Annotated in this window: 20 protein-coding genes, 1 tRNA gene and 2 rRNA genes; 14 read left to right on the top strand and 9 right to left on the bottom strand. The window is 64.0% G+C overall.

The annotated features are described in order from the left end of the window. Window positions 1-10: 10 nt before the first annotated feature. Window positions 11-757: an acetoacetyl-CoA reductase gene (gene phbB, locus IEJ03_RS14515; protein ID WP_192035518.1), complete on the bottom strand. Its 747-nt coding sequence runs from the start codon at window positions 755-757 to the stop codon at window positions 11-13. A gap of 189 nt (window positions 758-946) precedes the next feature. Between phbB and IEJ03_RS14520 the strand changes: the two genes are divergently transcribed. The 4 genes from IEJ03_RS14520 (at window position 947) to IEJ03_RS14530 (ending at window position 3,552) form a co-directional block, all read left to right on the top strand. Continuing rightward, window positions 947-1,023: transfer RNA gene (locus IEJ03_RS14520), tRNA-Met, on the top strand. Between the two features lie 434 nt (window positions 1,024-1,457). Then, on the top strand, window positions 1,458-1,811 hold the full coding sequence (locus IEJ03_RS15835; RefSeq protein ID WP_202884379.1) for a helix-turn-helix domain-containing protein: 354 nt from the start codon (window positions 1,458-1,460) through the stop codon (window positions 1,809-1,811). Beyond that, window positions 1,798-2,451, top strand: a complete 654-nt coding sequence (locus tag IEJ03_RS14525; RefSeq protein ID WP_202884380.1) for an IS30 family transposase — start codon at window positions 1,798-1,800, stop codon at window positions 2,449-2,451. The genes IEJ03_RS15835 and IEJ03_RS14525 overlap by 14 nt, the downstream gene beginning before the upstream one ends. A 174-nt stretch (window positions 2,452-2,625) precedes the next feature. Further along, window positions 2,626-3,552 carry a tetratricopeptide repeat protein gene (locus IEJ03_RS14530; protein ID WP_192035519.1) on the top strand — a complete coding sequence of 309 codons (927 nt, stop codon included), beginning with the start codon at window positions 2,626-2,628 and terminating at the stop codon, window positions 3,550-3,552. Here the strand turns inward: IEJ03_RS14530 and IEJ03_RS14535 are convergent. Beyond that, window positions 3,546-4,724, bottom strand: coding sequence for a PatB family C-S lyase (locus IEJ03_RS14535; RefSeq protein ID WP_192035520.1), 1,179 nt, complete (start codon window positions 4,722-4,724; stop codon window positions 3,546-3,548). The genes IEJ03_RS14530 and IEJ03_RS14535 overlap by 7 nt on opposite strands. A gap of 40 nt (window positions 4,725-4,764) precedes the next feature. Here IEJ03_RS14535 and IEJ03_RS14540 point away from each other — a divergent pair, with 40 nt between their 5' ends. After that, window positions 4,765-5,196, top strand: a complete 432-nt coding sequence (locus IEJ03_RS14540) for a hypothetical protein (RefSeq protein WP_192037346.1) — start codon at window positions 4,765-4,767, stop codon at window positions 5,194-5,196. A 65-nt stretch (window positions 5,197-5,261) separates the two neighbouring features. Here IEJ03_RS14540 and IEJ03_RS14545 read toward each other — a convergent pair whose 3' ends face one another. After that, a complete protein-coding gene (locus IEJ03_RS14545) occupies window positions 5,262-5,600 on the bottom strand; it encodes a hypothetical protein (protein ID WP_192035521.1) in 339 nt (112 codons plus the stop codon). A gap of 65 nt (window positions 5,601-5,665) precedes the next feature. Here IEJ03_RS14545 and IEJ03_RS14550 point away from each other — a divergent pair, with 65 nt between their 5' ends. The 6 genes from IEJ03_RS14550 (at window position 5,666) to IEJ03_RS14575 (ending at window position 9,090) form a co-directional block, all read left to right on the top strand. Continuing rightward, window positions 5,666-6,478, top strand: coding sequence for a hypothetical protein (locus IEJ03_RS14550; RefSeq protein ID WP_192035522.1), 813 nt, complete (start codon window positions 5,666-5,668; stop codon window positions 6,476-6,478). Window positions 6,479-6,543: 65 nt separating this feature from the next. Continuing rightward, window positions 6,544-6,954: a thioesterase family protein gene (locus tag IEJ03_RS14555; RefSeq protein ID WP_192035523.1), complete on the top strand. Its 411-nt coding sequence runs from the start codon at window positions 6,544-6,546 to the stop codon at window positions 6,952-6,954. Beyond that, window positions 6,951-7,421 (top strand): Cys-tRNA(Pro) deacylase, encoded by a 471-nt coding sequence (ybaK, locus tag IEJ03_RS14560; RefSeq protein ID WP_192035524.1) that lies wholly within the window; start codon window positions 6,951-6,953, stop codon window positions 7,419-7,421. Before IEJ03_RS14555 ends, ybaK begins: the two co-directional genes overlap by 4 nt. 154 nt (window positions 7,422-7,575) lie before the next feature. After that, window positions 7,576-7,905, top strand: a complete 330-nt coding sequence (locus IEJ03_RS14565) for a hypothetical protein (RefSeq protein ID WP_192035525.1) — start codon at window positions 7,576-7,578, stop codon at window positions 7,903-7,905. Further along, window positions 7,874-8,395, top strand: coding sequence for a DUF501 domain-containing protein (locus tag IEJ03_RS14570; protein ID WP_192035526.1), 522 nt, complete (start codon window positions 7,874-7,876; stop codon window positions 8,393-8,395). Before IEJ03_RS14565 ends, IEJ03_RS14570 begins: the two co-directional genes overlap by 32 nt. 143 nt (window positions 8,396-8,538) lie before the next feature. After that, window positions 8,539-9,090: a TIGR00730 family Rossman fold protein gene (locus IEJ03_RS14575; protein ID WP_192035527.1), complete on the top strand. Its 552-nt coding sequence runs from the start codon at window positions 8,539-8,541 to the stop codon at window positions 9,088-9,090. A gap of 133 nt (window positions 9,091-9,223) precedes the next feature. Here IEJ03_RS14575 and IEJ03_RS14580 read toward each other — a convergent pair whose 3' ends face one another. Then, entirely contained in the window at window positions 9,224-9,736 is a 513-nt protein-coding gene (locus tag IEJ03_RS14580) for a hypothetical protein (RefSeq protein WP_192035528.1), read from the bottom strand. Window positions 9,737-9,830: 94 nt separating this feature from the next. Next, window positions 9,831-10,337 carry a tetratricopeptide repeat protein gene (locus tag IEJ03_RS14585; RefSeq protein WP_192035529.1) on the bottom strand — a complete coding sequence of 169 codons (507 nt, stop codon included), beginning with the start codon at window positions 10,335-10,337 and terminating at the stop codon, window positions 9,831-9,833. 227 nt (window positions 10,338-10,564) lie between these two features. Here IEJ03_RS14585 and IEJ03_RS14590 point away from each other — a divergent pair, with 227 nt between their 5' ends. Further along, on the top strand, window positions 10,565-11,596 hold the full coding sequence (locus IEJ03_RS14590; protein WP_192035530.1) for an NADP(H)-dependent aldo-keto reductase: 1,032 nt from the start codon (window positions 10,565-10,567) through the stop codon (window positions 11,594-11,596). 208 nt (window positions 11,597-11,804) lie between these two features. Next, on the top strand, window positions 11,805-12,584 hold the full coding sequence (gene yaaA, locus IEJ03_RS14595; RefSeq protein WP_192035531.1) for a peroxide stress protein YaaA: 780 nt from the start codon (window positions 11,805-11,807) through the stop codon (window positions 12,582-12,584). A gap of 40 nt (window positions 12,585-12,624) precedes the next feature. Here the strand turns inward: yaaA and IEJ03_RS14600 are convergent, their stop codons facing one another. Next, a complete protein-coding gene (locus tag IEJ03_RS14600) occupies window positions 12,625-13,197 on the bottom strand; it encodes an isochorismatase family protein (protein ID WP_192035532.1) in 573 nt (190 codons plus the stop codon). Window positions 13,198-13,295: 98 nt separating this feature from the next. Between IEJ03_RS14600 and IEJ03_RS14605 the strand changes: the two genes are divergently transcribed. Next, a complete protein-coding gene (locus tag IEJ03_RS14605) occupies window positions 13,296-14,123 on the top strand; it encodes a Tim44-like domain-containing protein (RefSeq protein ID WP_192035533.1) in 828 nt (275 codons plus the stop codon). 113 nt (window positions 14,124-14,236) lie between these two features. Here IEJ03_RS14605 and IEJ03_RS14610 read toward each other — a convergent pair whose 3' ends face one another. The 3 genes from IEJ03_RS14610 to IEJ03_RS14620 all read right to left on the bottom strand — a co-directional run bounded on the left by IEJ03_RS14610 (window position 14,237) and on the right by IEJ03_RS14620 (window position 17,923). Next, the gene (locus IEJ03_RS14610) at window positions 14,237-14,452 is read right to left on the bottom strand and encodes a hypothetical protein (protein WP_192035534.1); all 216 of its coding nucleotides are present in this window, start codon (window positions 14,450-14,452) and stop codon (window positions 14,237-14,239) included. A gap of 354 nt (window positions 14,453-14,806) precedes the next feature. After that, window positions 14,807-14,922 (bottom strand): 5S ribosomal RNA (rrf, locus tag IEJ03_RS14615). Between the two features lie 115 nt (window positions 14,923-15,037). Next, window positions 15,038-17,923: ribosomal RNA gene (locus IEJ03_RS14620) — 23S ribosomal RNA — on the bottom strand. Window positions 17,924-18,108 lie beyond the last annotated feature (185 nt).

Genomic DNA, 18,108 nt, shown 5'->3' on the forward strand with positions numbered 1-18,108 from the left:
CTGGCGAGCCTCAGCCCATGAACTGGCCGCCGTTGATGTCCAGGTTGGCGCCGGTGATGAAGCCGGATTCCTTGTCGGCCAGGAAGACCACCGCCCGGGCGATCTCCTCAGGGGTACCGTAACGCTTGACCGGAATCCCCTCGCGAATCGCCTCGCGTACCTTCTCGGGAATCTGCATGATCATGTCGGTCGCGATGTAGCCCGGCGACAGGGTGTTGACGGTGATGCCCTTGGTCGCGGTTTCCTGCGCCAGCGACATGGTCAGGCCATGCATGCCGGCCTTGGCGGCCGCATAGTTGACCTGGCCGAACTGGCCCTTGCGGCCGTTGATCGAGGAGATGTTCACGATCCGGCCATAGCCGTGCTCGAGCATGTCCTCGATGACACCGCGACAGGTATTGAAGACGCTGTTGAGGTTGGTATCGATGACCTCGTGCCACTGATCGGGGGTCATCTTCTTCATGGTGCCGTCCCGGGTGATACCGGCACAGTTCACCAGCACGCTGACGGGGCCATGCTGGTCGCGAATCTCGGTGACGCCTCTGACGCAGTCGTCATAGTCGGTCAGGTCGACACCGGACAGCGCGATGTTGTCGAAGCCATCGGCCTGTTGGGTGGCGAGCCACTGCTTGGCCTTCTCAGGATTGTGATACCCCGCAACGACCTGATAGCCCTCCTTGGCCAGGGCGCGGCAGATCGCCGTTCCGATGCCACCGGTACCACCGGTAACCCACGCGACGGGTGCTGCATTAGCCATTGTGTATCTCCCTGATAGCTGACTGGATGCCACGACGCGTGGCCCGAACAGTATGGACCATTCCCGCGCCGGCACCTGCGAGCATCGCAACCCAGGGTGACAGTTTCAATTCATCCCGAGCGATTATTGTCACCCTCGATTCAACTCTTGACCCTGAGCAAAAACCCTGTATTATGTGCCTCACGTTGATGCGGGGTGGAGCAGTCTGGTAGCTCGTCGGGCTCATAACCCGAAGGTCATCGGTTCAAATCCGGTCCCCGCTACCAAACATAGAAAAAGCCGATACTCTTTGGGTGTCGGCTTTTTTGCATCTGGCCACAGCGATGTATTCAGCCCGAAGGCCATCGGTTCGCTCTGGCTTCAACGTCGGCGGTCCCCGCTACCAAACATAGAAAAAACCGATACTCTTTGAGTGTCGGCTTTTTTGTATCTGGCCACAGCGATGCATTCAGCCCGAAGGCCACCGGTTCGCTCTGGCTTCAACATCGGCGGTCCCCGCTACCAAACACAGAAAAAGCCGATACTCTTTGAGTGTCGGCTTTTTTGCGCCTGGCCACAGTAATGCATTCAGCCCAAAGGCCATCGGTTCGCTCTGGTTCCTGGATTCATAGAATAACCGCAGCACTTTGGCCCACGAGGTAGAGGCGGGAGGGGCAGCGCCGGTACCCTTCTCGGCTCACCGTCCAAAGTGAAGAAGAGCATGGGATACCGACAGCTGACCCAGACCCAACGATACCAGATCTATGCCCGTTATGACCTGGGCGTTAGCCGACGACAAATCGCCAAAGAGCTTGGCATCCACAACAGTACGATCAGCCGTGAGCTGCGCCGCAACGTCACCGCCAGCGGCTATGATCCTGAGCAGGCCCAGTCCCTCAGTGATCATCGGCGTCGCACCGCCTGGAAGTGGACGAAGCGCTTGCCCTGCATGATCGCCGCAGTCGTTGACCGGCTGCGGGAGGAGTGGAGCCCAGAGCAGACTCAGCGGTTTCATGGCGCCCTTGGCTGGCGTAGGCGTCAGTCACCAGTGGATCTACGCCTTGATCTGGGATGATAAGGCCCGTGGTGGCGATCTTTGGCAGCACCTCCGCCAGCCCAAGCGGCGCAGTAAGCACCGTGCTCAGGCGAAGAGCGCAGGGCTCGGTAAGATTCCCAACCGCGTAGGCATCGAGCATCGCCCCGCTGAAGTCGATGACAGGCGCTTTATCGGGCACTGGGAGGGTGACACCGTGGTCCAGGGGCACAAGCAATCGGGCCTGGTGACACTGGTCGAGCGACGTAGCGGCTATCTGCTGGCGGCACGACTGCCCAAGCTCTCAGCGGATCTGACGCAGAGGGCCATGATCCGCCTGCTGAAGCCTCGCCGAGGTGCTGTCCAGACCATCACCCTGGACAACGGCTCGGAATTCGCGGATCACGAGACCGTGGCCAAGGCGGTAACGGCAGCGACTTACTTCTGCGATCCCTACTGTTCCGGGCAGCGTGGGACCAATGAGAACACCAATGGCCTGATACGACAGTACTTCCCCAAGGGAACGGATTTCCGACAGGTCACAGATGCCAAGCTGCGCAAGGTGGTCGAGAAGCTGAATGACCGACCCCGAAAGCGTCTCGGCTATCGCACACCGGCACAGGTGTTTCTGGGGGAATATTCAGGAGCCCTAGATACCGCAGGTGCTGCGCTTGTTGCTTGAATTCAGGGTTTCAACGTCAGCGGTCACTGCTACTTAACCCAGAAAAAGCCGATACGCAGGCGAGTATCGGCTTTTTGCGTCTGGGCCGCTGCCACAGCCAGCTGCCGACACCTTGAATCCGCACCCGATCACCCGCATGTAACGGTAAATTTCCCAACTCTCAAGGTAGCCTGCATGCCGATCGTCGACCCGCGCAGTGGCGCGCCCCTGACTTCCGAAGCCGACACCGGTGACGCGGCCGGCGCCGATGCCGCCACCTACATCGTCGATCTCGACATGAGCAACTTCCAGCAAGTGGTGCTGGAAGGCTCGATGAACACGCCGGTGGTGCTGGACTGCTGGGCCTCCTGGTGCGAGCCCTGCAAGAACCTGATGCCGGTGCTGGAGAAGCTGGCCCGCGAATACAACGGGGCCTTCGTGCTGGCCAAGCTCAATATCGAGGAGCATCAGCAGATCGCCGCGCAGCTGGGCATCCGCTCGGTGCCGGACGTCAAGCTGATCATGCAGGGCCAGCTCTACGACGAGTTCCAGGGCGCGCTGCCGGAAGGCCAGATCCGCGAGTGGCTTGGCAAGCACATCGCCGCCCCGGCCGCCCCGGAGGCCTCGCCCGAGGAGCAGGCCGAGGCAGCGCTGGCGGCCGGCGACCCGGCCACCGCCCGAGCAATCTACCAGCAGCTGGTACAGGACAATCCCCAGCACCATGACTACCAGGTCGACCTGGCCGGTGCCGTGCTGGCCGAGGGCCAGGCCGAGGACGCCCGGGCGATCCTCGACAACCTGCCCCCGGAACACCGCGATGCGCCCCGGGCTCGCGGCGTACGGGCACGACTCGAGTTCGGCGAGGAAGCCCCGGACGCCGAGGCGCTGGCAGCCCTTGGCGATCGTGACGATAGCGAGGCGCAGTTCCTGCGCGCCCTGCGCCGTGTCGCCGACGGCGACTATGAGGCCGGCCTCGACGCCCTGCTGACGCTGATGAAGCGCGACCGCGCCTACGGCGACGATGCCGCCAAGAAGACCCTGGTGCGGGTCTTCGACGCCCTCGGCGCCGACCACCCGCTGACGGTCACCTACCGCCGCAAGCTGTTCGCGCAGCTCTACTGAGCCAGCACCCGGTCGAGGCGTGAGAGCGCCTCGTCCAGCTGGGAGCGGGTGGTGCCGAAGTTGAGGCGCACGAAGCCCGGCCAGCCGAAGTCGGCACCGTCGGATAGCGCTACCCGCGCCTCTTCCAACAGTACCCGTTGCGGCGATTCCCCGAGCCCTGAGCGGCGCAGGTCGAGCCAGGCGAGATAGGTGGATTGCGGCGCGCTCATGGTCACCCCCGGCCAGCCGGCCACCGCCTCGGCCAGGCGTACCCGATGCCCGCGCAGGGTCGCGAGCAGGGCCTGGCGCCAGGGTTCACCCTGGGTGTAGGCGGCCTCGGCGGCCACCAGGCCCAACACATTGGCATCCGGCATCAGCCCCTTCGCCGCTGCGGCAAACCGCCGACGCAGCGACGCATCGGGAATCACCGCGCAGGCCGCGGTCAGGCCGGCCAGGTTGAAGGTCTTGGAGGGCGCCCAGAGGGTGATGATGCGCCTGGCCAGCGCCGGGAACTGGGCCGCCAGTGGCCGGTGGCGGGCACCTTCATCCAGCAGCAGGTCACAGTGCAGCTCATCGGAGACCACCAGCAGGTCGTGACGCTCGACCAGCGCCGCCAGGCCATTAAGCTCTTCGCTGCTCCAGGCCCGCCCGGTAGGATTGTGCGGTTGGCACCACAGCAGCAGCCGGGTCTCGGGGGTGATGGCGGCCTCCAGCGCGTCCAGATCGAGGCGCCAGGGCTCCCCCGGTACCTCGGGTTCGGCGAGCGGCGCGGTCTGGGCCCGCCGCCCGGTGCGCTCGGCGACGCTGAGGAACGGCGGGTAGATCGGCGTCACCGTGAGGATGCCGTCGCCCGGTGCGGTGAAGGCCAGGCTAGCCAGATGCAGCGCCGGCACCACGCCCGGCAACCAGTGCTGCCACTCCGGCGCGATCGCCCAGTCGTAATGCTCGCCGCTCCAGGCGCACAGCGCCTCGCGCAGGCTGTCCGGCACCTCGCCATAGCCGAAGACCCCGTGGGCGATCCGCGCCTCCAGGGCCTCGATCACCGCCGGCGGCGAACGGAAGTCCATGTCGGCGACCCACAGCGGCAGGACGTCATCGTCGTGGCGATGCCATTTCTGCGAGGGCCAGTCGGCGGCCTGACCATGTCGTGACGGATGGCGGCGCTCGACGGGCGTGGCAAAATCGAATTTCATAGACAGTCCTTTCCAAGGGGGCAGACGAATGCACGAGACCATGCCGCAACGCGGCTTCTATGCCAAGGTGCGCCGCGGCCTGCCCGCCATCATCGGCCGCTGGCTGGCGCTCGGCCAGGGCGATGCCGATCGCCTGGCGCTGATCCTGGCCGAAACCGCCCGGGTCGCCAAGCTCGGAGAACCGGAGGCCACCCCCAATGGCGCCACCCTGGAGGCCTGGAGTCGGGCCGCCGACGAGGAGATTCCGCTCTGGGCCGGTCGCACGGTGGTCTTCCTGCTCGCCCAGATGCCCGCCCGGCCCGTGCCCGGCGACGAAGACGAGGCCAGTGCCTGGGCCTACTGCTGGCTGCGCAACCGCGACGATGCCGACCACGCAAGCGCCGCGGCGGCGCTGCCCGAACATCTGCGCGAACCGTTGTCCGCGGCCCTCGAGGCCGCCTGGCAGGATCGCCAGGGGCTGCGCCTGGTCTGAGCGGCCGGCTCGTGAGCGGCAGGGCCATGAACGATAGGCCGTGAGCGCCCGGCCCGAGAGCCGGGCTAGCGGCGTCGCCCCGCCCGCTTGGGGCGAAACCCCGCCGGCTTGGTCGACAGCCAGTCGACGAAGGCGCGGATCTCCGGGTGCGCGAGCAGCGCCTCGCGACTGCGGTAATGCTCGGCCAGCTCCCGCTCGCCGAGCACGCCGTGCAGGTGCTTGTGGCAAGCGTGGCACACCCAGAGGATCGCCGTGAGGCGCTCGGCCCGGTCGAAGCGGCGCCGATAGCGCGCCTTGCCGTGCAGGGCGCGAGGAATCAGATGGTGACGCGTCAGCGGTGCCGCCCGGCCGCACAGGGCACAGGCCTCGGGGCGGGGCGGCGGGGAGAGATCATGATCGGTCATGGGCGCCTCGACGACAGCACTGCAATACGAACTTGACGCACACTCTTTAGGATAAGGAAAGCCACATGGATGTTCCGCTCGGCTGGCAACTGGCCAAGCTGCTGACCTCGGTCGGCGTGGTACTGGGGCTCTCGGTGGTCGCCGAACGCCTGAGTCCGCGCATGGCGGGGCTGCTCTCGGGCTACCCCCTGGGCACCGCCATCGCCCTGTTCTTCATGGGCCTGGAGATCTCGCCGGACTTCGCCGCCGAGAGCGCCGTGCATACCCTGGCCGGCTTCTCCGCCACCCTGGCGCTGGGCGGCGGCTACCTGCTCTGCGCCCGGCGCGACGGCCTGCGCGGCGTCCTGGCAGGCTCGGCTGGGGGCCTGATCGCCTGGCTGGCGGCCAGCCTGCTGCTGACCCAGGTGGAGTTCACGCGACTGACCGGCACCCTCACCACCCTGGTCGCGATCCTGATTTTCCTGCGCCTCTACCGCCGCGTGCCCGACATCACCGCTCGGCCCAGGGGCGGCTTCTCCTGGCCGGCGCTGGTGCTGCGTGCCGCCCTCGCCGCCGGCATCGTCTTTCTGATCACCGGCCTCGCCCATGTGGTACCGACGGCCTGGGCCGGCGTCATGGCCGCCTTCCCGGTGACCATGTACCCCTTCCTGGTGATCCTCCACCTGACCCATGGCGCGGCACCGGTGGCCACCGTGATCAAGCACTATCCGGCCGGGCTCGGCTCGCTGCTCTGCTACGCGCTGTGCGTCTCGCTCACCTACGAGCGCTTCGGGCTGCTGATCGGCACCCTGGCCGGCTTCGTCGTCGCCACCGCCTGGTTGCTGGCCTGGACCCGGGGCCAGGCCTGGTGGCGAGCCCGCCGCCGCGCCATGCCTTGACCCGCTTCGCCGCCGGGGCAATGCTGAGCCTCTGCCCGCTCTTCCTTCTGCCACCGGAGCCTGCGATGTTCGTCACTACCCTCGAGCCCGCCTTTCACGACACCGACGCCCTGGGGCACATCAACAACACCCGCCTGCCGGCCTGGTTCGAGCAGGCGCGCACCGAGCTGTTCCGGCTGTTCACGCCGGATCTCGACCCGCGCAAGTGGCGACTGATCCTGGCCCGCCTGGACGTGGAGTTCCTCGCCGAGTTGCACTATGGCGAGCCCGTCGAGATGCGTACCTTCCTGACCCGGCTTGGCCGAAGCTCCTTCACGGTGACGCAGGAAGCCTGGCAACACGGCAAGCGGTGCGCCCGCGGCAATACCGTGATGGTGCACTACGATCACGATGAGAAGCGCGCCCAGCCGATCGAGGGCGATCTGCGCGCGGCCCTCGAGGAGCACCTGCACGCCCCCGCCGAGGCCGAGGCATGACGCCGGCGATCCGCACCCTGGAGGCAGCGGGAATCGCCTTCCGCCTCGCCGAGTACGCCCATGACCCACGGAGCGAAGCCTTCGGCGAGGAGGCCGCGACGGCGCTTGCCCTGCCGCCGGAGACGGTCTTCAAGACGCTGCTGGCCCGCCTCGACGACGGCCGTCTGGCGGTGGCCCTGGTGCCGGTGACCGCGCGGCTCGATCTCAAGGCGCTGGCTCGGGCGACCGGGGCACGCAAGGCGACCCTGGCCGACCCTTCGCTTGCCGAACGCACCACCGGCTATGTGGTCGGCGGCATCAGTCCGCTGGGCCAGAAGAAGCACCTGCCGACCTTTCTCGACGCAAGCGCCAGGGCGCTCTCGATGCTGCATGTCAGCGGCGGCCGCCGGGGACTGGAGATCGGGCTCGCGCCCGACGACCTGATCGCCCTGACCGGGGCCCGGCTGGCGGGGCTATCACGTACCTGATCACGTACCTGATCACGTGCCTGAGCCCCCCTGAGCACAAGCTCGAGCTGGCGCCGGCGCGCCCTGCGCTATCCTCAAGGGAGTGATCGCCCCCGTGAGCCGAACGCCGTGTGCCGCGGTCATACCAGCATCCCTTCCCCGACTAGGAGGCGCCATGGCCATTCGCTACACCCTCTGGCTCGACCCGGATGACGTGGCTCGCCACCGCGCCGTCGAGGCCGATCTCGAGCATTACTTCGTCGAGCGCTTCGCCGACTACCCCCATATCCGCTTGTTCGGACATGACCCTTACGATTATGATGCGCCGTTCAATCGCCTCTACGATGCCCTCCTGGCGCGGGCCAACGACTACTGCGAACGCCACTGGCGCTATGTGCCCACCCCGGTGCAGCTCAACACCGCCTTCTTCCGCGCCGTGGGGCGCTCGAACAAATTTCTGCGAGACCCCCAAGATGGTGATCCACACCGATCAGATCCCGGATGAACGCCAGCTGGCGATCATCACCGAACAGCTCGGCCGGCCGCCCCGCGGCACCCTGGCCGTGGCCGCCACCGACGGCGAAGGCACCCCCTTGGTGCTGCGCATGGCGCCGATCGTCGAGGGCAAGCCCTTTCCGACGCTCTACTGGCTGAGCAGCGAACGGCTCAAGGTAGAGCTCTCCCGCCTCGAGGCCCGCGGCGTGATCAAGGAGCTCGAGGCCCGCCTGCAGCAGGAGCCTGACTTCCTGGCCGCCTACCACCACAGCCACGAGGACTACGTGGCCCGTCGCTGGCGCTATATGGACGAGGCGCAGCGCACCGAGGTCGAGCGCCTGGGCTATAAGAAGGTGCTCACCGAGCGCGGTATCGGCGGCATCAGCAACTGGGATCAGGTGCGCTGCCTGCACACCCAGTATGCTCACCACCTGTGCGGCGACAACGTGATCGGCCAATGGGTGGACGCCGAGTTCGGTGTCATCGACTGCCTGCCCTGAGCGGCTCGCTGGTACAGGATACGCAGGATGCAAGAGGGGCGCCCAACGGGCGCCCCTCTTGCGTTCTGCGCCGACACCCCGCTGCGGGGCTGCACGGCCCTAGCGGGTCGCGCTAGGATGACCTTCTGATCAAGGAGCATCGCATGCCGAACATCTGTGTTTATCTGGGCTCCCGGGAAGGGAGCGACCCCTGCTTTCGCGAGGCCACCGTGGCACTGGGCCACGCGATCGGCCGGCGCGGTCATCGCCTGGTCTATGGCGGCGCCCGCGTGGGGCTGATGGGCGCCCTGGCCGACGCCGTGCTCGAGGCCGGCGGTGAGGCGATCGGCGTGATGCCGGACCACCTGGTGGAGCGCGAACAGGCCCACCATGGGCTGACAGAGCTGATCCGCGTCGCCGACATGCACGAGCGCAAGGCCACCATGGCGGACAGGGCCGATGCCTTCGTCGCCCTGCCCGGCGGCATCGGCACCCTCGAGGAGCTGTTCGAATCCTGGACCTGGCAATACCTGGGCCTTCACGACAAGCCGATCGCCGTACTCGATATCCAGGGGTTCTTCAGCCCGCTGCTGACCTTCCTCGACAGCCTGGTCAGCCAGGGCTTCCTCGACGCCCATACCCGCGACGACCTGAGCGCGGCGCCGACCGCGCCCGCGCTGCTGGATAGCCTGGAACGGCAGCTGAGCCCCGCCTGAGCTAGGAATACGAGCCACGAACACAAGCCACGAACACGAGCCCGGAACGACCACCGCCCGGCACTTGGCCGGGCGGTGGTGTGTCTAGGCACAGGGAAAGCAGTCCCCGAACGAGCGGGGTCAAGGAAGTGGACTAGTCACCGGCCTCCTCGGCACGGGACAGCGCCAGGGTGCGCTCGTAGGTGAGCTGCAAAAGCCGCGCGTCCTCGCCGGCGCGGTGACGCTGGATGCCGCGCTCGGTGATCAACGCCTCCTTGGCGCTGCTCCATAGCTCCAGCTGTCGCTCGTCGAGCAGCCGGCGCAGGGCCTCGAGGCGAAAGCGCGGCAACATGCCGGCATGGTGGAAGAGCAGCGACATCCAGGTGTTGTCATAGCCCCAGCTGTCGCTGTAGGCGATGCCGATCTCGGCCAGTTCGTCATTGAGCCAGCGCGCCACCTCGATCACTGGGTGCCCCTCGCGCTGAAGACGTGCACGGGAGATCCCATGCAGCAGTTCGGCCTTGGGGTCCCAGTGGGTCCATTCCGCCAGCGGCTGGATCAGGAAGGCGCAGGTCGAGCCATCGGGGCGCGCCAGTCCGATCTCGATCGGATAGCTACCGCGCCCAAAGCCGGACGCTTCGATATCCAACAGGGTAGGCAGCGTCACGACATGGACATCCTTTGAAAATCTGACGAAGAATCGGCGGCTCAGGCAAGCCGCCACTGGCCCTAGCCTATCGGGTCAGGGCGCCAGGGTCGACTCAGTGGCAGAGCGTCGCCGCGGGCGCGGCCTCCTCGGCGACGCACTGGTCGGCCAATGCTTGCCAGTGGGCGGCGCGCAGCGGATCCACGGCGAGGCCGAACATGCCGCTGCGATAGGCTTCCGCCAATCGTTCGGCAGCCAGGGGATGGCCGGCTTCGCCGGCCCGGGCATACCAGGTCACGGCCTTGTCGTCGCGACGCGGGTACTGGGCACAGCCATGCTCGAAGATACGGCCGGCCTGGTACTGGGCGCGCACGTCACCCTGGCGAGCGGCCTCCATCACATAGCGGGCGCCCTTGGCCTTGTCCTGGGGGCTGATCGCACGGTGAAACAGCATGTGGCCATAGACCGACAGCGCCGTGGTGTGTCCCGCTTCGGCGCAACGCTGATAGAGGTGCATCGTTAACTGCTGGGTGCGTCGCGAACGCGGCAACCAGCGGTTATGAAAGAGCTGTTCCGCCAGTCGATATTCGAGACGGGTAACCAAAGAAGATGCCTGATGCATGGCAAACAACCTAGCGTCCTGTGTAACGAGGAAATGCGCTCGTCGGTATCCGACGACCGTCATCGTGTCACCGTACTATAACTAGAGGCCATCCGGGCGGCGCCGGGGCAACGGGGTGGCAAGCATACGCCCCCCATGCAGGGGACTCAACCCCCGTATTTGCCGCCGGCAGGGGCCACCGCTACCATGCCGATTCACCCTGCGTTCTTCCCTGATTGGAGCGAGACATGCAAACGCGACTGCTTGGCGATACCGGGCTCGATGTCAGCCGACTGTGCCTTGGCACCATGACCTTCGGCGAACAGAACAGCGAAGCCGAAGCGCACGAGCAACTCGACCGCGCCACGGCGTTCGGCGTCAACTTCATCGATACGGCCGAGATGTATCCCGTGCCGCCCAGGGCCGAGACTCAGGGCCTGACCGAGTCCTATGTCGGCAGCTGGCTGAAGGCCCGCGGCACCCGCGACGACGTCATCCTCGCCACCAAGGTGGCCGGCCCCGGGCTCGACCATATCCGCGGCGGCCCGCGGCTGAGCCGTGAGCACATCCACCAGGCCATCGACACGAGTCTCGCGCGGCTGAAGACCGACTACGTGGATCTCTATCAGCTGCACTGGCCCGACCGGAATGCCAACTTCTTCGGCAAGCTCGGCTACGAGGTCAAGGAAGACGAAGACGCCACCTCCCTGGAAGAAAGCCTGTCGGCGCTCAAGGAACTGGTCGATGCCGGCAAGGTGCGCGCCGTTGGCCTCTCCAACGAGACCCCCTGGGGCGTGATGCACGCGCTCTCCCTGGCCGACCGCCTCGGCCTGCCGCGGGTCGCCAGCGTGCAGAACCCCTACAACCTGCTCAATCGTAGCTACGAAGTCGGCCTCGCCGAGATCAGCCATCGCGAGCGGGTCGGCCTGCTGGCCTATTCACCGCTGGCCTTCGGCGTGCTCTCGGGCAAGTATCTGGACGGCGCCCGGCCACCCAAGGGCCGCCTGACCCTCTTCGAGCGCTTCAAGCGCTACACCTCGCCGCTGGCCGACCAGGCGACCCGCGCCTATGTGGAGCTCGCCCGCGAACACGGCCTGGACCCGGCCCAGATGGCTCTGGCCTACGTCAACTCACGGCCCTTCCTGACCAGCAACATCATCGGCGCCACCACCATGGAGCAGCTCGAGAGCAACCTGGCGAGCGAATCGCTCAAGCTGAGCGACGAGGTGCTCGAGGGCATCGAGGCCGTGCACCGCCGGCTGCCCAACCCCAGCCCCTGACGCCCAGGCGGCCATCTACCTATCCCCGGCACCCTGCCGGGGATGTCGCCGCCTTCGTCCTTCCTCTCCCTCTGGCCCTTTCGCCCTCTCCAATACCGACTATCGCAGCCATAGCGCGGCGGCTATCCCTGTGCCACGGGGTGGCTTGATATACTCGTCACTCCATGACGGGCCCCGCCGCCCATGCCGACTGTCCACAGGAGCGCCCATGCTGAGCGTGATTTCCCCCGCCAAGACGCTGGATTTCGAGACCCCGCCGAGCACCGACACCTACAGCCAGCCCGACTACCTCGAGCGCAGCTGTGAACTGATCGATGTCCTGCGGGACTACTCGCCCCAGCAGCTCAGCGAGCTGATGGGCATCAGCGACAAGCTGGCCGGCCTCAATGCCGCCCGCTTCGCCGAGTGGGAGGCGCCCTTTAAGCCGAGTAGCGCCAAGCCCGCGGCGCAGGCCTTCCAGGGCGACGTCTATGTGGGGCTGGAGGCCGCAAGCTTCAGCGAGGAGGACAATGCCTTCGCCCAGGAGCATCTGCGCATCCTCTCCGGTCTCTATGGCCTGCTGCGCCCGCTGGACCTGATCCTGCCCTACCGCCTGGAAATGGGCACCAAGCTTCCCAACCCGGCGGGCAAGGATCTCTATGCCTACTGGCGAGATACGCTGACCCGGGACCTAGATCGTGCCATCGAGGCAAGCGGCAGCCCGGTGCTGGTCAACCTGGCCTCCAACGAGTACTTCAAGGCCATCGATACCAGGAAGCTCAGGGCACAGGTGATCACGCCGGTGTTCAAGGACGAGAAGAACGGCCAGTTCAAGATCATCAGCTTCTATGCCAAGAAGGCTCGAGGCCTGATGAGCGCCTGGATGATCCGCGAGCGCCTCGATGACCCCGAGAGCCTCAAGGACTTCGACGTAGCCGGCTATCGCTACAATGCGGCCATGTCCCAAGGCAACACCCTGGTCTTCACCCGGGCGGAAGGGACATCCTGAGGCTCACGCCTTTGACCTTGGAGCCTTGCGTCTTTCGCGCTCAGAAACGCAGGGCCCGCGCCGCGCGAGGCCTGAGAAAGTCCCGGTGCGCCGCCTTGAAGCGCTCGTCATCGCAGCGCTCGAGCCACTCGTAGGCCGCCATGTCGGCGCTGATCACGACCCCGCCGGCGGCCATCAGCCGCTCCCTGGCGAGCCGCGCCTCCTCGTGGCGCCGGCTGACCGTGGCCTCGGCGAGCCAGTACACCCGGTAGTCCGCCGCGAGGAGTCCCAGCGCCGTCTGCAGCACGCAGATATGCGCCTCGCTGCCGCAGATCACCACCTGCTTGCGCCCTAGCTCGGCCAGCGCCCTGGCGAAGGGCGGCTCCTGATGGGCATCGAAGTGCACCTTCTCCCAGCGCCGTGCCTGTGGCGCAGCCGCCAGCAGCCGTGAATCGACCGCCCCGAGCCCCGCGGGGTATTGCTCGGTCAGCCATACCGGCACCTCCAGCGTCCGCGCCAGGCCGGCCAGCCAGGCCGCCTCCTCGATGGCCTGTTCGCCGCCGTCGATCACCGGCAGCAGGCCGGCCTGCAGGTCGACGATCAACAACAGACTGGTCGCGTGGTCGAGTCGCATCCGGGAGCACTCCAAAGGTCAGGTTATGGATTCAGCATAGGCGCCGAAGCGGGTATTCTGGCAGGGAATCGAATCACCCCTCAGGAGTCTTCTCCCCCATGCGCAACATCTTCGTACTCATTCTGGCCACCTTCATGAGCCTGGGCCTGGCCGTCGATCACGCCGAGGCCAAGCGCCTCGGCGGCGGCAAGAGCTTCGGCTCCTATTCCCGTTCGGCGGACTCGACCGCTGCCGCCCCCAGTCGCGGCGCCACCGCAGGCAGCACCGGCGCCCGACAGCCCTCGCGGGGCCTGTCGCGTTTCGCCGGCCCCTTAGCCGGCCTGCTGGCCGGTGGCCTGCTGGCCTCGCTGTTCTTTGGCGGCGCCTTCGACGAACTGCGCCTGATGGATATGCTGCTGGTGGCCGGCGTGGCCTTCCTGCTGTTCCGCCTCTTCGCACGCCGCCGCCAGCCGGCTCCCGCCGGTGCCGAGCCGATGGCACGCCGTGAGCAGGACACCGCTCAGCCCTTTACCGCTCAAGGCCCCCTGGGAGGTGGACTCGGTGCTGCCAGCGCCACGCCGAGCTGGTTCGACAAGGAGCGCTTCCTGGGCGGTGCCAAGGAGCACTTCATGACCCTGCAGCGCGCCTGGGACAACAACGACTTCGCCGGCATCCAGGAATTCGTCACGCCGGAGTTCTACAACCTGCTGCGTGAGGAGCGTACCAACCAGCCGGCCAATAACCGTACCGAGATCGTCCGGCTGTTCGCGGAGCTCGGTGATGTGCGCGAGGTCGGCCAGCAGGCCGAGGCCACGGTCATCTTCCATGGCATCATGGATGAAAACGGCGAGCACAACGAGTTCAACGAGACCTGGCACCTGATTCGCGAGATGCGTGACAACGCCCCCTGGTACCTGCAGGGCATCGAGCAGAATCCGGGAGCCTGACGCCAGGCGTTATCCCGCCAGACTGCCGCATCAAAAAGGCCGGGCGATCGCCCGGCCTTTTTTGGTTGACCCACCGCCCAGGTGCGCCTCGGGTAGTCACAGCGGCGTGGAACTCAGTACTCCGACTGCGCCTCCTCGGCCGCTTCTTCGACGTTCTCACCGGCTTCCTCGATCGCCTCGCCCGTGTCTTCCATGGCATTATCGATCTTCTCACCGGCCTCTTCCGCAGGGCCCTCCTGCTCACAACCACTGATCACGACGGACATCATGACCACCAGCAGCATGATGCCGAACTTATCCTTCAGCTTATCCGTAAGCTTCGCTTTCATGATGTTTCTCTCCTGAATCATGGTTGCCGTGCCTGACGACTAGGGTCAGTCTCCTCACCATAGCCGTCCTGACTCAAGGACTCTACCCATACAGCGCCTTGCCTCGAGGCCCTATGGATAACGGATAACGCCCCGCAGTGGAGACGGATACCAAAAACCCCGGCCGCGTCAGCGGCCGGGGCTCAAGAGAATCGTCTGAGCAAGGTCAGGAAAGATCAGGCCAGCGCACCACGGCGATGCCTCGGCGCCCCGCTGGAGGAGAGGTCTGGAGGAGCGGTCTGGAGGAGCGTTGTCGACCGCCCAGACATGAAAAAACCCCGGCCTCTAGGAGACCGGGGTTTTCTCTGAATAAGTGCCTGACGATGACCTACTCTCGCATGGAGAAGCTCCACACTACCATCGGCGCTAAGCGGTTTCACTTCCGAGTTCGGCATGGGATCGGGTGGTTCACGCTCGCTATGGTCGTCAGGCGAAACGGGTTGATGAGTCGCCGTGGCGGCTCATCGCAATATGAAGTCATGCTGACGAGATGCGTCTCGTGTATCCGTCAATTGTGCGCGTCATGCGCAGACCCCTTGGGGTTATATGGTCAAGCCTCACGGGCCATTAGTACACGTTAGCTCAACGCCTTGCAGCGCTTCCACACCGTGCCTATCAACCAGCTCGTCTCGCTGGGCCCTTCAGGAGGCTTACGCCTCGGGGAAGTCTCATCTTGAAGGGGGCTTCCCGCTTAGATGCTTTCAGCGGTTATCCCGTCCGCACTTAGCTACCCGGCAATGCCACTGGCGTGACAACCGGAACACCAGAGGTGCGTCCACTCCGGTCCTCTCGTACTAGGAGCAGCACTTCTCAAACTTCCAACGCCCACGGCAGATAGGGACCGAACTGTCTCACGACGTTCTAAACCCAGCTCGCGTACCACTTTAAATGGCGAACAGCCATACCCTTGGGACCGACTTCAGCCCCAGGATGTGATGAGCCGACATCGAGGTGCCAAACACCGCCGTCGATGTGAACTCTTGGGCGGTATCAGCCTGTTATCCCCGGAGTACCTTTTATCCGTTGAGCGATGGCCCTTCCATACAGAACCACCGGATCACTAGAACCTACTTTCGTACCTGCTCGACGTGTCTGTCTCGCAGTTAAGCACCCTTATGCTCTTGCACTCACTGCACGATTTCCAACCGTGCTGAGGGTACCTTCGTGCTCCTCCGTTACTCTTTGGGAGGAGACCGCCCCAGTCAAACTACCCACCACACACTGTCCTCGATCCGGATAACGGACCGGAGTTAGAACGCCAATGATGCCAGGCTGGTATTTCAAGGTTGGCTCCACTGCAGCTAGCGCCACAGTTTCCAAGCCTCCCAGCTATCCTACACAAGCAACATCAGCGTCCAGTGTGAAGCTATAGTAAAGGTTCACGGGGTCTTTCCGTCTAGCCGCGGGTACACAGCATCTTCACTGCGATTTCAATTTCACTGAGTCTCGGGTGGAGACAGCGTGGCCATCATTACGCCATTCGTGCAGGTCGGAACTTACCCGACAAGGAATTTCGCTACCTTAGGACCGTTATAGTTACGGCCGCCGTTTACCGGGGCTTCGATCAGGAGCTTCGCCGAAGCTAACACCATCAATTAACCTTCCGGCACCGGGCAGGCGTCACACCCTATACGTCCGCTTACGCGTTGGCAGAGTGCTGTGTTTTTAATAAACAGTTGCAGCCACCTGGTATCTTCGACCGCTTCACGCTTAGGGAGCGAGTCCCATCACGTTAATGCGGCGTGCCTTCTCCCGAAGTTACGGCACCATTTTGCCTAGTTCCTTCACCCGAGTTCTCTCAAGCGCCTTGGTATTCTCTACCTGACCACCTGTGTCGGTTTGGGGTACGGTTCCACAGTATCTGAAGCTTAGAGGCTTTTCCTGGAAGCGTGGCATCGATGACTTCCAGACCGTAGTCTGTTCGTCTCGTCTCTCGGCCTTAGGGTACCGGATTTACCTGATCCCCCAGCCTACTGACTTTCACCAGGACAACCAACGCCTGGCTCACCTAGCCTTCTTCGTCCCCCCATCGCAATACTGTGAAGTACGGGAATATTGACCCGTTTCCCATCGACTACGCCTTTCGGCCTCGCCTTAGGGGCCGACTCACTCTGCTCCGATTAGCGTCGAACAGAAACCCTTGGTCTTCCGGCGGGGGAGTTTTTCACTCCCCTTGTCGTTACTCATGTCAGCATTCGCACTCGTGATACCTCCAGCATGCTTCTCAACACACCTTCATTGGCTTACACGACGCTCCTCTACCGCTCGTCATTCGACGAACCCGTAGCTTCGGTACCTGGTTTAGCCCCGTTACATCTTCCGCGCAGGCCGACTCGACTAGTGAGCTATTACGCTTTCTTTAAAGGATGGCTGCTTCTAAGCCAACCTCCTAGCTGTCTGAGCCTTCCCACATCGTTTCCCACTTAACCAGGATTTGGGGACCTTAGCTGACGGTCTGGGTTGTTTCCCTTTTCACAACGGACGTTAGCACCCGCTGTGTGTCTCCCACGCTGCACTCACCGGTATTCGGAGTTTGCCTCGGGTTGGTAAGTCGGGATGACCCCCTAGCCGAAACAGTGCTCTACCCCCGGCGGTGATACGTGAGGCGCTACCTAAATAGCTTTCGAGGAGAACCAGCTATCTCCGGGCTTGATTAGCCTTTCACTCCGATCCACAGGTCATCTCAGCATTTTTCAACATACTTGAGTTCGGTCCTCCAATTGATGTTACTCAATCTTCAACCTGCCCATGGATAGATCGCCCGGTTTCGGGTCTATTTCCAGCGACTGGTCGCCCAGTTAAGACTCGGTTTCCCTACGCCTCCCCTATACGGTTAAGCTCGCCACTGAAAATAAGTCGCTGACCCATTATACAAAAGGTACGCGGTCACAGAACAAGTCTGCTCCCACTGCTTGTACGCATACGGTTTCAGGATCTATTTCACTCCCCTCTCCGGGGTTCTTTTCGCCTTTCCCTCACGGTACTGGTTCACTATCGGTCAGTCAGGAGTATTTAGCCTTGGAGGATGGTCCCCCCGTCTTCAGTCAAGGTTTCTCGTGCCCCGACCTACTCGATTTCACACCAATCAGATTTCGACTACGGGGCTATCACCCTGTATCGCGTGGTTTCCCAACCACTTCGTCTATCAGTCATGGTGCTTAAGGGCTGGTCCCCGTTCGCTCGCCGCTACTAGGGGAATCTCGGTTGATTTCTTTTCCTCAGGGTACTTAGATGTTTCAGTTCCCCTGGTTCGCCTCCCAACACCTATGTATTCAGTGTGGGATACCCAAGTTACCTTGGGTGGGTTTCCCCATTCAGAAATGTCCGGGTCGCAGGTTGTTTGCCACCTCGCCGAACCTTATCGCAGGCTTCCACGTCTTTCATCGCCTCTGACTGCCTAGGCATCCACCGTATGCGCTTCATCGCTTGACCATATAACCCGAAAGGGTCTGGTCCGCGATGACGTCACGACAATTGCCGGATACGCTTGAGACGTATCTCGTGTCTCTTCCTCTCGGAAGAAACGTTTGTCAGCATGATTCATATTGTTAAAGAGCGACTGTCGAACCGACAGTCACAAACCCGACATCATCATTTGTGATGATAGGCTTGTGACT

The organism is Halomonas sp. YLGW01 (assembly GCF_014840935.1).
Classification (GTDB): Bacteria; Pseudomonadota; Gammaproteobacteria; order Pseudomonadales; family Halomonadaceae; genus Onishia.

What these genes read in the sequence shown, in the direction of transcription:
- IEJ03_RS14550 (WP_192035522.1), top strand. Translation starts at nt 5,666, where the DNA reads ATGGATGTTCCGCTCGGCTGGCAACTGGCCAAGCTGCTGACCTCGGTC.
- IEJ03_RS14570 (WP_192035526.1), top strand. Translation starts at nt 7,874, where the DNA reads ATGGTGATCCACACCGATCAGATCCCGGATGAACGCCAGCTGGCGATC.
- IEJ03_RS14575 (WP_192035527.1), top strand. Translation starts at nt 8,539, where the DNA reads ATGCCGAACATCTGTGTTTATCTGGGCTCCCGGGAAGGGAGCGACCCC.
- IEJ03_RS14565 (WP_192035525.1), top strand. Translation starts at nt 7,576, where the DNA reads ATGGCCATTCGCTACACCCTCTGGCTCGACCCGGATGACGTGGCTCGC.
- phbB (WP_192035518.1), bottom strand. Translation starts at nt 757, where the DNA reads ATGGCTAATGCAGCACCCGTCGCGTGGGTTACCGGTGGTACCGGTGGC.
- IEJ03_RS14585 (WP_192035529.1), bottom strand. Translation starts at nt 10,337, where the DNA reads ATGCATCAGGCATCTTCTTTGGTTACCCGTCTCGAATATCGACTGGCG.
- ybaK (WP_192035524.1), top strand. Translation starts at nt 6,951, where the DNA reads ATGACGCCGGCGATCCGCACCCTGGAGGCAGCGGGAATCGCCTTCCGC.
- IEJ03_RS14545 (WP_192035521.1), bottom strand. Translation starts at nt 5,600, where the DNA reads ATGACCGATCATGATCTCTCCCCGCCGCCCCGCCCCGAGGCCTGTGCC.
- IEJ03_RS14590 (WP_192035530.1), top strand. Translation starts at nt 10,565, where the DNA reads ATGCAAACGCGACTGCTTGGCGATACCGGGCTCGATGTCAGCCGACTG.
- yaaA (WP_192035531.1), top strand. Translation starts at nt 11,805, where the DNA reads ATGCTGAGCGTGATTTCCCCCGCCAAGACGCTGGATTTCGAGACCCCG.
- IEJ03_RS15835 (WP_202884379.1), top strand. Translation starts at nt 1,458, where the DNA reads ATGGGATACCGACAGCTGACCCAGACCCAACGATACCAGATCTATGCC.
- IEJ03_RS14610 (WP_192035534.1), bottom strand. Translation starts at nt 14,452, where the DNA reads ATGAAAGCGAAGCTTACGGATAAGCTGAAGGATAAGTTCGGCATCATG.
- IEJ03_RS14600 (WP_192035532.1), bottom strand. Translation starts at nt 13,197, where the DNA reads ATGCGACTCGACCACGCGACCAGTCTGTTGTTGATCGTCGACCTGCAG.
- IEJ03_RS14555 (WP_192035523.1), top strand. Translation starts at nt 6,544, where the DNA reads ATGTTCGTCACTACCCTCGAGCCCGCCTTTCACGACACCGACGCCCTG.
- IEJ03_RS14530 (WP_192035519.1), top strand. Translation starts at nt 2,626, where the DNA reads ATGCCGATCGTCGACCCGCGCAGTGGCGCGCCCCTGACTTCCGAAGCC.
- IEJ03_RS14535 (WP_192035520.1), bottom strand. Translation starts at nt 4,724, where the DNA reads ATGAAATTCGATTTTGCCACGCCCGTCGAGCGCCGCCATCCGTCACGA.
- IEJ03_RS14540 (WP_192037346.1), top strand. Translation starts at nt 4,765, where the DNA reads ATGCCGCAACGCGGCTTCTATGCCAAGGTGCGCCGCGGCCTGCCCGCC.
- IEJ03_RS14605 (WP_192035533.1), top strand. Translation starts at nt 13,296, where the DNA reads ATGCGCAACATCTTCGTACTCATTCTGGCCACCTTCATGAGCCTGGGC.